The sequence below is a fragment of the Virgibacillus sp. MSJ-26 genome (assembly GCF_018918075.1).
GTDB lineage: Bacteria > Bacillota > Bacilli > Bacillales > Amphibacillaceae > MSJ-26.
The window spans coordinates 74,179-89,555 of the sequence record NZ_JAHLPW010000012.1 but is presented as its reverse complement, the minus strand read 5'-3'; the positions used below and the strand labels follow the sequence as shown (position 1 = coordinate 89,555).

The window sequence follows — 15,377 nt, the reverse complement described above, 5'->3', positions numbered from 1 at the left end:
CTTTTAGCTCTTTGCTGACTCAGTTGTTTCATCTTCTATAAGTTGCTTTTCATACTTTTTAAAGAAAGGAAGGTAGATGACTGTTGCAATCACAGCATTCATAATTTGCACCAGCCCGGCAATCACTGATCCACCAGTGGCAATAAACCCACCAAAGAATAAAGGAACTGTAAAAGGTGGTTGAATAATAACTGGAGGCAATATCCCTGTTGCAAATAAAATATAATTGACTGTAACAATAACAAATGGTCCTAAAATAAATGGAATGACGAGGATTGGGTTTAGAACAATGGGTAATCCAAAAATAATTGGTTCATTAATATTGAATAAGGAAGGAATGATCGCCGTTTTTCCGATTTGTTTAATTTGAACTGAAGCTGAAAACAACATAAATATAGCTATTCCTAAAGTTGCCCCTGATCCCCCTACATCGGTAAACATATGGAAAAAAGGTTCTGTAACAATACCGTGTGCATCAGCTCCAGCCTTTACCGCATCAGCGTTTTCAGCAAGCTGTGTCATCCAAAATGGGTATGCTACAGATGAAACAACGTTCATGCCGTGGATGCCGATTGTCCAAAGGATTTGCATGAGTAAAATCATGCCTATGGCGGCAAAATAAGAGTTTGATGCTGTTACAAGCGGGCTAAAGGCATCAAGGACAAGTTGCGGAATGGTGACACCAAAGTTTGCCCACACAATCCAAGCTAACGCCCAAACTAAGGGTAGTATGATCATAAATGGGACAAGCGCACGAAAAGTACGCATGACATATGGTGGTACTCCTGCTGGCATCTCAAACGATATTCCTTTATTTAAAAGAAATCGCATCAGTTCAGTCGTGATAATACCAAGAATAATAGCTACGAATAAACCTTGACCACCAAGGTACTGTAGAATATCTCCAAAGGCGACTTGTTCAATATCAACAACTGGAAATGCTGTCATAAAAAACGCTAACATTGATAATATCCCAGCCATAACAGCATCCATATCTTCTCGAATAGCTAAACTGTATCCAACACCAAAGGCAACCGTGAGAGCCATGAGGCCAAAGGTGAGATTAAACGGGAATAACAATTGTGCTTGTATTGGTGTAATTACCCTTTCCCACGCATTAATAATTCCCCAATCGAGGGAAGTCGGTGGGTTGGCAATGATTAGGAAAATAGCTCCAGTAATTATAACTGGTAAGGCAAAGATGACAAACGCATCACGGATTGCCTGTAAATATTTATTTTGTGCTATCTTTCCTAATGGTTCCATAAGGTGATCTTCAAGCCATTCTACAATATTCACACGTTTTTCCTCCTATTTTAGTAAGTTTAGTGCTTGATCCAGCACTTTGTCACCATCCATGAGCGCGAATGCACGCTGATCAACTAGCTCGACGGGAATGTTGAATTCATCAGCTGTTTTAGTTACTTCCTTTTTTAAATGACGGACTTGAGGTTCTAATAAAGCGACATCGTAATTGTCAGCCTTTTGTTTAAATTCACCCGTTCCTCCTGCATCAACTTCGAATGATAATCCTCTTTTTTCTGCAGCATCTTGAACTTTTTTTGCTAATTGACTCGATGTAGCACCCCAGCTACAAAGAATAATTAATTTTTTTGGTTGTTCTGACACTTAAATCATCTCCTAATTTGAATGTTTTTTAAATATTAAATGCCTTGATAAAAGTCCACTTAGGCATTTCTTTTTTTTTGCTCTTTTCCTATTATTTTCTCAGCCATTGTGTCAATCTTTTTATAGTGACTCATTAGCCAAGAGGAAAACCATGAGGCTGTGAAAATAATAATAGAGAAAGCCAAGCCGAAACCAAGAGTCAGTCCAGCTGAAGGTTGATCGGTTATAACGGCATAAATGCCATAACCTGTCCAAATAAATGTAAACACTAAGGCATATATAAATAGGAACTTCTTCATTCTCTTTCTCCTTTCCTTTTGAATAAGATAAGCATTTTTGCTAAAAGTTAATTAAATCCCTTTAATTAAAGGGAACCATTATATTTATAGATGGGGATGAGTCTACATAAGTCTTACTTTTCCCTTTCGCCTTTATAACATGCAAAAAACATGCTAGCAGGGTTGAACTCACATTAATAAAGGTTTCAATAAAAAATGAAGTGTGCAATTTATTTGCACACTTCATTGGGAAAGCTTAATAAGCACTTTTTAATATTAAAGTAGGGAATTTAATGGGATATTTTTTTAGCATATTGAATGGTGGTGACCATAATTATTTCACAGTTTTCGTTATAGTTATTTTCCTATCTACGATAAATTGTCGGCCACTTTGATTCAACCAGTCAGCTATCATACGGTCAATTAAACTGCCAATATACACTCACGAAATAACTAAAAACTAATATCCAACTGTTTATTTTCTTGTTGTTCAATTCCTTTCATATATTTAATTCGACGTTGAGCGGAAGTTTTGCTGACCTGCTCATCTGCATGATAGGAGGAACGAACGAGTGGTCCAGATTCACAATGGCGAAACCCTTTCTCGAGAGCTATATCTTTTAGCTCAGCAAACTCCTCTGGATGATAATAACGTTCAACAAATAGATGCTTTGTCGTCGGTTGTAGGTATTGGCCGATTGTCATAATATCAACGTCATGAGCCAACAAATCATCCATCGCCTCAATAATTTCCGCTTTAGTTTCACCAAGTCCAACCATGATACTTGATTTTGTCGGTGTTTGTGGAGCGATATTTTTGACTCTCTGTAAAAGTTGAAGTGAACGATCGTATGTAGCACGAGCACGCACGCGTTTCGTCAAACGTCTGACTGTTTCAATATTATGGTTGAAAATATCAGGGCCACTTACCATAAGCATTGATAGACTTTCATAGTCACCTTTCATATCTGAAGGTAAAATTTCAATCGTGCATCCAGGATTCTTTCTTCGAATAGCTCGAACAGTCTCTGCAAATACGGCAGCACCCCCATCTTTTAAATCATCACGTGCTACCGCTGTCACGACAGCGTGTTTGAGCCCCATAATGGCAACTGAATCTGCAACCCTTTCAGGTTCTCCCCAGTCAAGTTCATTTGGAAGCCCTGTTTTAACTGCACAGAACCGGCATCCACGGGTACATGTATCTCCTAAGATCATAAATGTAGCAGTTTTTCGTTCGCTCCAACATTCATGAATATTGGGACACTTAGCTTCTTCGCAAACTGTGTTTAATCCTTTCTCTCGCATAAGTTTTTTAAGCCTAGTATACGATTTATTTGTGTTTAATTTAATTTTTAGCCAATCTGGTTTGCGTAAGATCTCTTTTTGTTTTTGCATAAAAGTAACCCCTTTAGAAATATGTATTTTTAAACAAACGCTTCAGACTGATATTTGTTTATTGCTAAGTCATAAACCTCACACCATTGTTCCTTAGAAAGGTGTAACGGTTTTAAGGAGATATTTAGCCCATCTTGAAATCCCTTGTAAAATGCTTGCACCAACTCTTGGTAGGTATGAATCTTATTAGTTAGTTGATCAATTGTTGTAGCTTTTCTTAAAAATATGTCTTGTTTCTTTAATTTCACTTCTTCATTTGGATAAAGGAACATATCAAAGAGCATAGTTGTGTCTATACTCATTGGAATCGACCCATGTTGAAGTAGAACCCCTTTTTTTCTTGTTTGTGCGTTGCCGGATATTTTTTTCTCATCTACAATCATTTCGTAGTAGGCCGTTTTTTCAAAGCAAACAGGTGAGTTCGGTTTGAGGTTATCTTTAGGAATGGCATAGTCAGCATAGATTCCTAAATTTTTATATCCTTCTAAAACGCCTTTTGATAAAATGTAATAGGCATCGCGGACAGTTCTTGGTATCTCAGGATGTGCTTCAGAAATAACAATACTGTATGTCAATTCATCGTCATGAAGGACTGCACTGCCCCCTGTCAGTCTTCTAACATATTGACATTGATACCTTTTAAGGGATTCAAAGTCAATCGTAGTCTCCACCTTTTGAAACTTACCTACTGAAAGGGTTGGATTATTCCAACTATAAAACCGTAATGATGGCGGAATATCACCCTTACTATGCCATAATAGTAAAGCTTCATCCAAAGCCATATTAACAGCAGCATCGTTTGATCCACTATTAAGAAATCCCCATTCCTCCTTCAATTTCTCCATCCTCCTTATGAGAAGGGCTATTCGCAGAAATAGATACCGTCATCACTATATGGTTCGCCCCTTCTCTTACTGTGGCATTAAAAACATTTTCCAAGCCTTTGAAAACAGATATGGCTTTTCCATCTAACCGCGTAGAATAATGAGCTCTTGTGACCGTTACATACTCTTTCATGGCTTCAATTTGTTGGTAAATCATGTCCATATAATCGTCACCACCAAGCGGGTAGAGTGAGAACTTAGCCGCAACGGGTTGCTTAATTCCTAATATCTCGTCTAAATTATTTGGATGGTCATCTTCAGCAATATATTTGTCTCCATCCGTGTCACCCGGACATCCAACAGAATAAGTTGCATTAAAGGCAACATGTTCACCCGTTTTCGCTGCATGCATGAAGATAGCTTTTGATACATCAAAGACGTGAACAGCTTTTCCTCGAATCGTCGTTGTCACATCATCGGTGTGTACCCACACTTTTGATGTATCTGTTGATTCAATGGCTCTCAAAATAATGTCAATAAAATTATCTGACATCGGATGAAGTGAAAAACTAACCCCTGTAATTGAATGATCTCCACATACTTGTTTCATAATATTTAAGCCCCCATTTAAGTAATTTGCAAATTTCTTTACAAAAAGAACAAGACTGCAGCCCGTTTGGGAATGCAGTCTTGTTGTATGTTTTAAAATATAAAGAGTTCAACCTCGACCACACTTCCCCACGCTGGTATTATCCAGATCGGGTGCAAAGGGTCAGAACTTAAAAATGTTCTTCTCAGCTAAAAAAATAGCTCCCCTAGTGCTCCAACTTTATCCAATTTTTATAATCTCATATTAACATAAAAAAGAAAATTGTAAAGAAAGTCGGATTATAGTCAACTGCTAGAGTAAGCATTCGTGAGTTATTTTTTGAATGGATAAATTCTATTTGATTCAAAATATAAAATGGGGGGAATGTTAATGTAGAGGTGATTATCATGATAAATGAGATATATTTTGGACCTTATTTGCGACCAATTTTGACAGTTGTTGTTATCATAGCACTAGCTTATATTTTATTTAGATTTCGCGCGGCTAAAAATCCAAAAGATGATTCACTTGATATTATAGAGAAACGCTATGAGCAAGGAGAAATAACCCAAGGAAGATTATGACGAAGCTAAAAGAAGGCGAGGGGAGAAGTAGATCTTTGATGGCTCAATATTTATTTATAGGTATGTTCTCCTTGCAATTAAAGTAAAATGTTAGGAGAAGATGCCTTTTTTATTGTGATAATATATATTTGAGTATTGTAAACAAGCTTACTTATGGTATTTTATAATTAGTGTTATATGAATAGGTGTCAACTTATCGTATGTTTGAATAAATTGGGAATAATTAAGATAGAGGGAAGGGAAGTCTTAAAATGAAAAAGCTTAAAGTAGGCGTTATATTTGGTGGGAAATCTGCTGAACATGAAGTATCCCTACAGTCCGCAAAAAATATAGTAGAAGCAATGGATAAAGAAAAATATGAAGCAGTGTTAATTGGTATTGATAAAAGTGGGAAATGGCATTTAAACGATCAATCTTCCTATTTAATCAATGCAGAAAATCCAAAATTAATTCAATTAAACAAATCAAATGACCATATTGCCATTGTGCCAGGTGAGATAGATAATCAACTCATCCATGCTGATGGTGGGGGGATGATGGATCAACTTGATGTTATTTTTCCAATTGTCCATGGCACATTAGGGGAAGATGGCAGTTTGCAAGGAATGCTTAGAATTGCCAATTTACCTTATGTTGGACCAGACGTTTTGAGCTCATCCATTTGTATGGATAAAGATATTGCCAAACGATTAATGAGTGGAGCAGGAATTAATGTGGCCAAAGGCAAAGCTTATACACATGCTGAACGCCATGAAATTGATTATGATGAACTTGTTGAAAATATCGGTAACCCATTGTTTATCAAACCAGCCAATCAAGGGTCATCCGTTGGTGTAAGCAAAGTATCATCAAAAGAAGAGTTTGAAAAAGCAATCGATATCGCTTTTGAATACGATCATAAAGTTATGATTGAAGAAACGCTAGTGGGACGTGAAATTGAATTTTCTGTGCTTGGAAATGAGGAGCCAATTGCTTCTTTACCTGGCGAAATTTTACCTAAAACAGAATTTTATTCATACGAATCAAAGTATATAGATGAAGATGGTGCTGAGTTGGCAATACCAGCTGCTTTGTCAGACCAGACAACTGCGCAAATGCAAGAAGTGGCACTCAGTGCTTTTAAGGCGTTACAATGTGAAGGCTTAGCTCGAGTAGACTTCTTCTTAACAGAAGATGGACAAATTTACGTAAATGAAGTGAATACTCTACCAGGTTTCACAAAGATCAGCATGTATCCTAAACTATGGGAAATAAGTGGCATTGAATACACAGATCTCATCAGTAAACTTATAGAATTAGGGATTGAAAGGCATGAACGCCAAGAAAAGTTAAAAAGTTCGGTGTGGGATGAGGGATAATTTATGGGGCGGCCATAGTAAAATAAAGAAGGTTTCCACTTTTTATCGTGGGAGCCTTCTTTATTTTAGTAGCGATTATTTATTAAAGTAAATTTACCCATCCTGGAACAGATAAATTTGTTAATATATCAAGTTCTTCTTTCCGTTTTTCAGTGTAAGAGCTTACGTCTTTTAAATCATTATCTACAAAAGATGGATGTGTCATCACTTCAACAGATGATACGTCCAAACGATTTAGTTTACTAAAAATATCCCTATTCACGCCATCTTCATAAAACTCAAGCCAAAGTGCATCTGTGAGTAGTAAGTTAGGATACTCTTTTAATGATTCAACGTAACGAACTGGTACGCTATAAGTTTCAGCAAGTGAGATAATAATTTGTTTAAGTGGTTCCCAACCATGGATATGATGATGACTGTCAATATGGTGAAGTGTCAAGCCAGTCGCTAAGTAAGCCTCAATTTGTGCTGTCCATTCTTTCTTTACTTCATCTAGATTTGGTGGTTCCGTTTCTACATAATTGCTTCGATATTTGAAGCGACCATTTTCATCAATCAGAGAGCTAACAGAACGCTGACTAACTGGTTTTCCCCAAGTCAAAACAAGATGAATACCGATATCCAATGTTGGATGATGTTTTGCCTGTTCAACAGCATAATCAGTCGCTTTACCATTCATCATTAATGTTGTTGAACCAACCACACCTTCTGAATGAGCCTTGATAATTCCGTCAGTCACACCTTTAGTTAATCCGAAATCATCTGCATTAAACAAAATATTCATTTTGACACCAACCTTCATGATTTAGTCTTTCCTATATAAAATACTCTAATGTTCTGATGGATAATCTCGTTCAATTAGAAAATTTGTTTTGTCTCCTCGATAGTAAGCGCGAGAAAACTCTACTTTTTTTCCACTTTCATTTTCAGCTATCGTTTCCATATAAAAGCAAGGTAATCCTTCTTCACAATTTAAATAGTAACAAATACGTTCGTCTGCAAGTGCAATTTCAATATGTTCTGTTGTCTTTGCAATCTGTACACCAAATTCATCAGTTAGCGAAGTATAAAGTGATGTTTCAGCATGTTTTTTTGTAAGCCCTGGCGCTATTTCCCAAGGTATATAGGCAATTTCATACTGGGTTGGCGCCCCATTTGCTTTACGCACTCGCTCAATGCGTTGAATTGGGTCTTTCAATGATACATCAAGGGAATTTATTATATATTCATTTGCAGGAACAACGCTAATATTGACTAACTCAATTTGTGCTGTCTTTCCTTGAACAGCAATTTGGTCACTGTATTTTTTAACAGTATGGGTCAAAGTTTGTCTAACTTTTTCATCAGCTACATATGTGCCTTTTCCTTGTTTACGGATAAGGTATCCTTCTAAAGTAAGCTGATTAAGTGCTGTTCGCACCGTTGTCCGACTCACATTAAAAGTTTCACATAATTCCAATTCAGTAGGAATTTTTTCACCTTTTTTATACTTATTGGCCTTAATGCTATTAAGTAGTTCTTCTTTTATATAAGCATGTAGCGATTTGTTTTTTTCCATGTTTATACTCCTCAAATTATACTCTATTTTAAGTTTACAAGATACAACTATCAATAACAACTTTAAACAATTGTCATATCATATCTATAAAAAACATAATAATGATATAGACATATTATATAATGTATGATACATTTAGTATGAATAATGAATTGATGGTTTTCACTCCTGTTTTGGATCCTTTATGTAAGCGATATCAACCCAGGATAGTGCATTAATATTGATGACTGTATAAATTTCATCAAACATAAAATAGGTATGAACAATAAATGAGTTGTACGATACAATTAAAATTACATACTACAACTTGTTTATAATTGATGCTCAGGAGTCTTTTTAGTCAATAAAGTATGTACATGAAAAGGAGAGAATTATTATGACATTGAAGGTTGTTGTTGTTGGCGGTGGGTCAAGCTATACACCAGAGATTATAGAAGGATTAATTAATAGACATGAACAGTTTCCGGTTTCTAACATTGTTTTAGTCGATATTGAAGCTGGTAAAGGAAAACTAGAAATTATCGGGAATCTCTCAGCGAGAATGATTGAGAAATCAGGTAAGCCGATAAGTATATCTTGGACACTTGACCGTAAAAAAGCTCTGAAAAATGCCGACTTTGTTTCAACGCAAATTCGCGTAGGTGGTTTGGAAGCGCGTTCAAAAGATGAACGAATTCCTTTAAGTCATGGTTTAATTGGTCAAGAAACGAATGGAGCAGGAGGCATTTTTAAGGCATTTCGCACGATTCCTGTCTTAATGGATCTCGCAAAGGATGTTCATGATATTTGTCCTAATGCTTGGATTATTAATTTTACAAATCCAGCTGGGATTGTGACCGAAGCGCTATTAAAGCATTCACCACATAAAAAAATTATCGGTGTTTGTAACATTCCATACAATATGCGTCATTCAACAGCTGAAATTTTAAATGTTGATCCCTCTGATGTAAAAATTGAATTTGTTGGTATGAACCACTTTATCTTTGGAAGGCGCGTTTATGTAAAGGGCGTGGACAGAACAGATGAGGCTTTAGATAAACTACTAAATGCCAATTTAGATTATTCACCTGCAAATATTGTTAATTTAGGTTGGTCACAAACGTTTATTGAATCAACGAAGCTTTTACCGAATCCATATCACCAATATTATTTCCAGACAAAAGAAGTATTGACAAATGATATTGAAGCTTATGAAAAACATGGTACACGTGCAGAGGTAGTTACAGAATTAGAGAAATCTTTATTTGATATATATAGAAACCCTGAATTAAATATTAAACCTAAAGAACTGGAGGAAAGAGGGGGTGCGTTTTATAGTGATGTAGCGTGTAGTTTAATGGATTCAATTTACAATAATAAAGAAGACATCCAGACAGTTAATACATTGAATAACGGAGCGATCTCTGATTTACCAGATGACGCAGTAATTGAAGCAAACTGTGTAATAACAAATCATGGCCCTGAACCTGTGGCTCTTGGAAAGTTACCGTCATCAATTAAAGGAATTACTCTTGAGATGAAGGCTTTTGAAGAACTTGTTATAGAAGCAGCAATTAGCGGTGATTACAATGATGCTTATATGGCAATGGTTATGAATCCGCTAATCAAAGATGAAAAATTGAGTAAAATGATGTTGGATGAATTATTGGAAGCTCATAAAGCCTATTTACCACAATTTGATATTTAAGGGGGAATTTAAAATGAATAATAAATTCATGCAAAAGTTTATTGAGATTGCCGGGCGGATTGGGGCACAACGGCATCTCGTTGCTATCCGTGATGGGTTTGTCGCTATTATGCCACTCATAATTATTGGTTCGCTTGGTGTTTTGCTTAATAACTTCCCACCTCTTGGAAAGGTGGATCTTGTTGGATGGTTAAATGGAGTCTTCGGTGAAGGTTGGCAAGTAATTGGAGGGAGCATATGGAATGGATCCTTTGCCATTCTAGGTTTATTAATAGCTTTCTCTATAGCGTATAATTTAGCAAAATCATATGAAATTGATGGTCTATCAGCTGGATTGATTTCAGCGGCAGCTTATATTATGCTTGTTCCGGAAACGCCTACAGATTGGGGATTGGAATTTGCTTGGTTAGGTGCCCAAGGTTTATTTATTGCTATCATTCTTGCATTAGTATTAACAGAGTTATTTAAAGTACTTGTGAAGTCCAAATTTACGATTAAAATGCCTGAAGGAGTTCCAGAAGGTGTAGCCAAATCATTTACAGCATTGATTCCAGCATCGATTATTTTAGTGTTAGTTGGACTTTTCCAAGCAATTATTAGTGCTGTATCTGATTTAAGCGTTTTCGAAATGATTTTTAATATTATTCAAGAACCATTACAAGGCTTAGGAAACACTTTACCAGCAGCCATGCTCGTAGCATTTTTAAACCATTTACTTTGGTTTTTCGGATTACATGGCACAAACATTCTTGGTTCTGTTATTGAGCCGATCTATCTTCCATTAATTGAACAGAATTTGCAACTTTTCCAAAGCGGAATGTCTGCCCTTGATGTACCATACGTAGTAACAAAGCCTTTCTTTGATACATTTGTTTATATGGGTGGATCAGGAACTACTATTGCATTAATGGCTGCTGTTTTTATCGTAATTCGGCGTGAAAAAAATCATCCATATCGACAAGTATCCAAGCTTTCTGCACCGGCAGGAATTTTTAATATTAACGAACCAGTTATTTTCGGTTTTCCGATTGTGTTAAATCCTGTGATGCTCATCCCGTTTATCTTTATACCGGTTTTACTTACTGTGATATCCTACATCGCCCTTGCGACGGGATTGGTTCCGAAAACGGTTGCAATTTTACCATGGACAACACCACCGATTTTAAGTGGGTATCTCGTAACAGGTGGAGATTGGCGCGGTGTAGCATTGCAAATCTTCAACTTAGGAATTGCGACTTTATTATATATTCCGTTTGTGATGGCAGGAGTTAGAGCATTGAAGCAAAGAATGGAGGACTAAACTATGACAGACATATCTCAAGATATACAACTTTTATCTTTTCAAATTATACTTCATGCAGGAAATGCGCGTTCCTACGCAATGGAAGCGATTCATGAAGCAAAAGAATACCATTTTAAAGAAGCACGAGAGAAAATTGAGTTAGCTGAAGAGGAGTTCACAAAAGCACATCATGAGCAAACGAAATTACTACAAGAAGAATCAAAAGGAAGCAAGCATGAAGTTACAGTTATTCTTGTTCATGCTCAAGATCATCTTATGACCGCTATGACCGTGAAGGATTTAGCGAACGAAATGATTGATATGTATGAAAAAATTCAGAAAGCGGAGGGAAAGTAAATGAAAATTATTTTAGTTTGTTCAGCTGGTATGTCAACCTCAATGCTTGTTAAAAAAATGATTCAATCTGCAGAAGAAAGAAATATTGATGCAGATATTGAAGCGGTCGCTGAATCGCAATTAAAAAATAATCTTGACGGTCTTGATGTCGTATTAATTGGACCACAAGTTCGTTTTCTTGAAAAGAAAATTAGAGAATTTGTAGAGCCTAAAGGTATAAAAGTGGATATAATTGACCAAATGGCATATGGAATGATGCAGGGAGATAAAGTGTTAGATCAAGCAATTCAATTGAAAGATTCTTAAAAGTTACGTTTCATAAACTGAGTACGTGAGATAAGTAAAAACTAACGCATAAAATATATTTTTATAAAGATACACTTTCTCATTGTCAGCGTAGGAAAAATACTTAGACTCCTTGAAAAAGTCGCGATGAATCGCTGTCGAAGCATTCCTTGTCCAGCAAAAAAAGCCTAGGTGAAACCCCGCAGAGCGTCATGAATGATGGAAGGCTAAATTCGCGACGTCCTGTCGCAACGCCTTCATGATCAACTTCCTGTAGGCCCAAGGCTCATCAGCCGCTCACGGAAAGCGAAGTATTTTTCCGAAGCGAATAGCACTCACTTAAAATTATTCGTCTTTTAAGAACTAATACTTAGGCAGTCCCATCTCTCTGTTTTAGTATATTTTATTATATAGAGGGTGATTTATAGTCGGTAGGTTGAATGATAAAAATTAGTAATCAATTAAGTCCGTTCACAGATAACCAATCATGACTATATTATGACTTTTTATGAAAAGAAGATTCTGCTCATGCTTTTGATAGTATAATGGTAATACTAAAGTTAACTGGAGTGAGAAACGATGAGGTTAAAAATTACAGTCATTCTCTTGGTTTTTTCTATTTTTTTAGTTAGCTGTCAACAGCAAAGTCAAAATGAAACATCAGCAGACAATGAATCGCTTGAGAATATTAAGGAATTAGTCAATGATTATAGTATTGGTGAACTTACGGGAGAATCAGCTTCTATCACGTCCACCCAATTAATAGTAAGTGATAATGAAGAAAACGAATCTATCTATGATTTGCCTGAGGATGAATTCTTTGTTTCTATCGCGCCTTTTATTAGCGAAACTCATCCTTGTACAGATCACAGTTTAACTGGCTGCCAAGGTGAGTTAGACAATGAAGATTTTGATGTATACATTGAGGACATGGATGGAAACGTAATAGTCGATGAGACAATGAATTCCGAGGCCAATGGATTCATTGACTTGTGGCTCCCTCGTGAAGAGAAATACCAAGTGAAGATTACTCATGAAGGAAAACAGGTAGAATCGGAAGTTTCAACCTTTAATAACGATAGAACATGTATTACTACAATGCAGTTAAGTTAATAAAGTTTAAATCAAAAGAGGGCTCACCAAGATGTAAAGTCATCGGTCGTGAGAGCCCTCTTTTTTTAGTTCTTAATTGTACAGGTTAACCTTTATATCGGCTGAACTTCTCTAGTGCCGGGATTCTATCTTTCACGATAGGCTTTTCGTCAAAATAGCCTAGATGTAAGAAGCCTACAACTTTCTCATTGTCCTCCACACCAAGAATATCTTTTATTTTATTCTCATATATATGTGGGTTTGTTCTCCAAACAACACCGAGTTGTTTTTCCCAAGCAAGCAACCAAAAGTTTTGAATCATCGCAGCGGTTGCACCAAAATTTTCATCCCATTGTTTTTGCTTTTCTGGTTCTTCCATAACAACTACGAGATAGGCATTTGGTTCATTGAGAAAGTCTTCCCGATTTTCTTGTCGTTCTTCTGGATAAGTTGAAGCGACTTTTTTGGCGAAATCGGCTTTTTCGTCCGCGCCCACAAAAATAAAACGCCACGGCTGTCTCATTCCATGTGTGGGTGCCCAGACAGCGTCTTCAAGTAATTCTAAAACCGCTTCTTCGGTTACTTCTTTATTGTTATACCCCTTTTTTACAGCACGTCGCTCCCGAATGATTTGTGCCAAATCCGTTTGATTCTTAGTGAGTTCCATCAAGAAATCCTCCCATTACCCGATAAAGTATTTTAGTAACTGATAACTATTATCAAATAAATTGTAGCTGATAAATACTGTTAAATCAACTTTTCACTATTGCTAGCTGAGTAACGGGAGGAATAACTCACTTAGTAAGTATATGTTAAAGTTAATCAATCGTCTAGATATTCGGAAATGGGGATGGCTATTTCTAGAGCTTTTTCTTTCTGCCCCTTTTCGAGATAATATGTAAAAAGTTCTTTTTCATAACGTTGAGCAATCATAATATAGCCATTAGATTTAAAATAAGGCAATGCCTTGTCCTTCAAATAACCATAATAGTGTCTATATTGTTTTAAGATCTGATATTTATGCAAGATCAATATTGTCGAATACAAGGTATCATTAATTTTTTTAGCGATTACTAGACCTTCATCTATATATTTTAATAACACTTCTTCAGGTATCAAGTTACTTTCCATCCCACAACGAACCAACCCCTCTAAAGAAAGTAAGTAAACAGCAGAGTTTTTTTCTTTAAGATCCATTGATTTTTCATATAATTCTTTAGCTTCATGATAATTTTGTTTTCTTAAATTTTCGTATGCATAGTTGTGGAGGATCTTTGCCTTTTTATCATAAGCATGAACAAGGTCGCAGAGTGAAAGTAGATTATTATATTGTTCAACAGTGTCACTAAACTCTCTATCATAATCAGACTCAAGTTGAATAATCATAAGATTTTCAGCGTCAATAATGCCAAGGAAATTATTACGCTTTTTAAATAAACTTAATGCCTTTTCAGCGTAATAATAAGCTAACACAGGTGATTTGTTATGATGATAGGCTGAAGCTAAATCATAATAAACGAGTGGATTTGAATAACTTTCAAAGTCAATACTTTTTAAAAATTGAATTGATGTTAGATGGTTTGCCATCACCATATTATAACTTCCTAGGACATGCTTGTATAAATTCTTTTCGAAATCAGGTAACTTTTCAATGTTTTTCGGAAGGTGCTTAAATTGCTTTTGTATTTTATTAAAATTTCCAAGTTTGATATTATGCTGCAGCTTTATCAAATTAAAAAGGGTTTTATATTCAGAAACGGCAATTAATGGATTGTTATCTAATTCGAGTTCAATCTCAGAAGCTGCTGAAGTGTTTTGGGCAATAATCATTTCATGCCAAAGATCAAGTTTTTCTTTAATCATTGATATATTTGAAATTTCCTTATCCATATCTATTCCCAATTTATGAGCCAATAGATCTGTAATTTCAGATGAATATTCAGTTAAGCCACGTTCTATTTTACTCACGTGAGTGGTAGAGCAAATTTCTCTTCCTAATTGTTCTTGTGTCAGATTGGCCTGTTCACGGTAAAATTTAATCACTTTACCTTCATACATTGTACACCTTCCCCCTCGAGTTTTATATTTAGTGCATAATATTTTGAAAAGAATGAAATTTGACTCAATAACCATATTATATGGCAAAATTGGGGTTATTGGCGATAGGTCTTTGCAACTAATTTTTGCTTAAAATGATAAAGAAAATCGTTTATTTCTAGTAATAATAGGTCTGTATAACTAATTTGAATAATTAAACATTTCATAATAACCCCAATTTACAAATGGAGTATCGGTGATAGTCTTAATAGTAAGAACTTTATAATAAAGAGGACTTTTTTCGGGGGGAATGTCGAATAACAAATTTATCTGCTAGCTAGATAACTACCCGTATACTTTAAAATTTAAGTGAGGTGAATAATGACGCACGTTTGACTGACTATCTTTTAAGAGGTGAA

17 protein-coding genes and 1 riboswitch are annotated in these 15,377 nt (G+C 35.8%); of the genes, 7 read left to right on the top strand and 10 right to left on the bottom strand.

From position 1 onward, the window contains the following. Window positions 1-3: 3 nt before the first annotated feature. The 6 genes from KQI49_RS12370 to KQI49_RS12345 all read right to left on the bottom strand — a co-directional run bounded on the left by KQI49_RS12370 (window position 4) and on the right by KQI49_RS12345 (window position 4,739). The gene (locus KQI49_RS12370) at window positions 4-1,299 is read right to left on the bottom strand and encodes a PTS sugar transporter subunit IIC (protein WP_371817568.1); all 1,296 of its coding nucleotides are present in this window, start codon (window positions 1,297-1,299) and stop codon (window positions 4-6) included. A 12-nt stretch (window positions 1,300-1,311) separates the two neighbouring features. Then, window positions 1,312-1,629, bottom strand: a complete 318-nt coding sequence (locus KQI49_RS12365) for a PTS sugar transporter subunit IIB (protein ID WP_216489409.1) — start codon at window positions 1,627-1,629, stop codon at window positions 1,312-1,314. A gap of 59 nt (window positions 1,630-1,688) precedes the next feature. After that, entirely contained in the window at window positions 1,689-1,928 is a 240-nt protein-coding gene (locus KQI49_RS12360) for a hypothetical protein (protein WP_216489408.1), read from the bottom strand. Window positions 1,929-2,360: 432 nt separating this feature from the next. After that, a complete protein-coding gene (gene lipA, locus KQI49_RS12355) occupies window positions 2,361-3,305 on the bottom strand; it encodes a lipoyl synthase (protein ID WP_216489407.1) in 945 nt (314 codons plus the stop codon). Between the two features lie 29 nt (window positions 3,306-3,334). Further along, window positions 3,335-4,141 (bottom strand): lipoate--protein ligase family protein, encoded by an 807-nt coding sequence (locus KQI49_RS12350; RefSeq protein WP_305852329.1) that lies wholly within the window; start codon window positions 4,139-4,141, stop codon window positions 3,335-3,337. Continuing rightward, window positions 4,116-4,739 (bottom strand): Ykof family thiamine-binding protein, encoded by a 624-nt coding sequence (locus KQI49_RS12345; RefSeq protein ID WP_216489405.1) that lies wholly within the window; start codon window positions 4,737-4,739, stop codon window positions 4,116-4,118. Before KQI49_RS12345 ends, KQI49_RS12350 begins: the two co-directional genes overlap by 26 nt. A gap of 108 nt (window positions 4,740-4,847) precedes the next feature. Beyond that, window positions 4,848-4,956: riboswitch (TPP riboswitch) on the bottom strand. 169 nt (window positions 4,957-5,125) lie between these two features. Between KQI49_RS12345 and KQI49_RS12340 the strand changes: the two genes are divergently transcribed. Further along, window positions 5,126-5,302: an SHOCT domain-containing protein gene (locus KQI49_RS12340; protein WP_216489404.1), complete on the top strand. Its 177-nt coding sequence runs from the start codon at window positions 5,126-5,128 to the stop codon at window positions 5,300-5,302. A gap of 251 nt (window positions 5,303-5,553) precedes the next feature. Further along, window positions 5,554-6,660 (top strand): D-alanine--D-alanine ligase, encoded by a 1,107-nt coding sequence (gene ddlA, locus KQI49_RS12335; RefSeq protein WP_216489403.1) that lies wholly within the window; start codon window positions 5,554-5,556, stop codon window positions 6,658-6,660. An 82-nt stretch (window positions 6,661-6,742) separates the two neighbouring features. On the opposite strand, the gene chbG is transcribed toward ddlA, so the two are convergent. Beyond that, window positions 6,743-7,444, bottom strand: coding sequence for a chitin disaccharide deacetylase (gene chbG, locus KQI49_RS12330; RefSeq protein ID WP_216489402.1), 702 nt, complete (start codon window positions 7,442-7,444; stop codon window positions 6,743-6,745). A 45-nt stretch (window positions 7,445-7,489) separates the two neighbouring features. Beyond that, window positions 7,490-8,218 carry a GntR family transcriptional regulator gene (locus KQI49_RS12325; protein ID WP_216489401.1) on the bottom strand — a complete coding sequence of 243 codons (729 nt, stop codon included), beginning with the start codon at window positions 8,216-8,218 and terminating at the stop codon, window positions 7,490-7,492. Window positions 8,219-8,594: 376 nt separating this feature from the next. On the opposite strand from KQI49_RS12325, the gene KQI49_RS12320 reads away from it, so the two are divergent. The 5 genes from KQI49_RS12320 to KQI49_RS12300 all read left to right on the top strand — a co-directional run bounded on the left by KQI49_RS12320 (window position 8,595) and on the right by KQI49_RS12300 (window position 12,942). Then, window positions 8,595-9,905, top strand: a complete 1,311-nt coding sequence (locus KQI49_RS12320; protein ID WP_216489400.1) for a 6-phospho-beta-glucosidase — start codon at window positions 8,595-8,597, stop codon at window positions 9,903-9,905. Window positions 9,906-9,918: 13 nt separating this feature from the next. Further along, window positions 9,919-11,205 carry a PTS sugar transporter subunit IIC gene (locus tag KQI49_RS12315; RefSeq protein WP_216489399.1) on the top strand — a complete coding sequence of 429 codons (1,287 nt, stop codon included), beginning with the start codon at window positions 9,919-9,921 and terminating at the stop codon, window positions 11,203-11,205. 3 nt (window positions 11,206-11,208) lie between these two features. Beyond that, complete coding sequence (locus tag KQI49_RS12310) at window positions 11,209-11,544, top strand: PTS lactose/cellobiose transporter subunit IIA (RefSeq protein WP_253286816.1); 336 nt, start codon at window positions 11,209-11,211, stop codon at window positions 11,542-11,544. Next, entirely contained in the window at window positions 11,545-11,850 is a 306-nt protein-coding gene (locus KQI49_RS12305) for a PTS sugar transporter subunit IIB (protein WP_216489398.1), read from the top strand. Window positions 11,851-12,408: 558 nt separating this feature from the next. After that, window positions 12,409-12,942, top strand: a complete 534-nt coding sequence (locus tag KQI49_RS12300) for a CueP family metal-binding protein (RefSeq protein WP_216489397.1) — start codon at window positions 12,409-12,411, stop codon at window positions 12,940-12,942. An 85-nt stretch (window positions 12,943-13,027) separates the two neighbouring features. On the opposite strand, the gene KQI49_RS12295 is transcribed toward KQI49_RS12300, so the two are convergent. Together KQI49_RS12295 and KQI49_RS12290 are read right to left on the bottom strand one after the other, a co-directional pair. Then, a complete protein-coding gene (locus KQI49_RS12295) occupies window positions 13,028-13,588 on the bottom strand; it encodes a nitroreductase family protein (protein WP_216489396.1) in 561 nt (186 codons plus the stop codon). A 155-nt stretch (window positions 13,589-13,743) separates the two neighbouring features. After that, window positions 13,744-14,979 carry a helix-turn-helix domain-containing protein gene (locus KQI49_RS12290; RefSeq protein WP_216489395.1) on the bottom strand — a complete coding sequence of 412 codons (1,236 nt, stop codon included), beginning with the start codon at window positions 14,977-14,979 and terminating at the stop codon, window positions 13,744-13,746. Window positions 14,980-15,377: the final 398 nt, after the last annotated feature.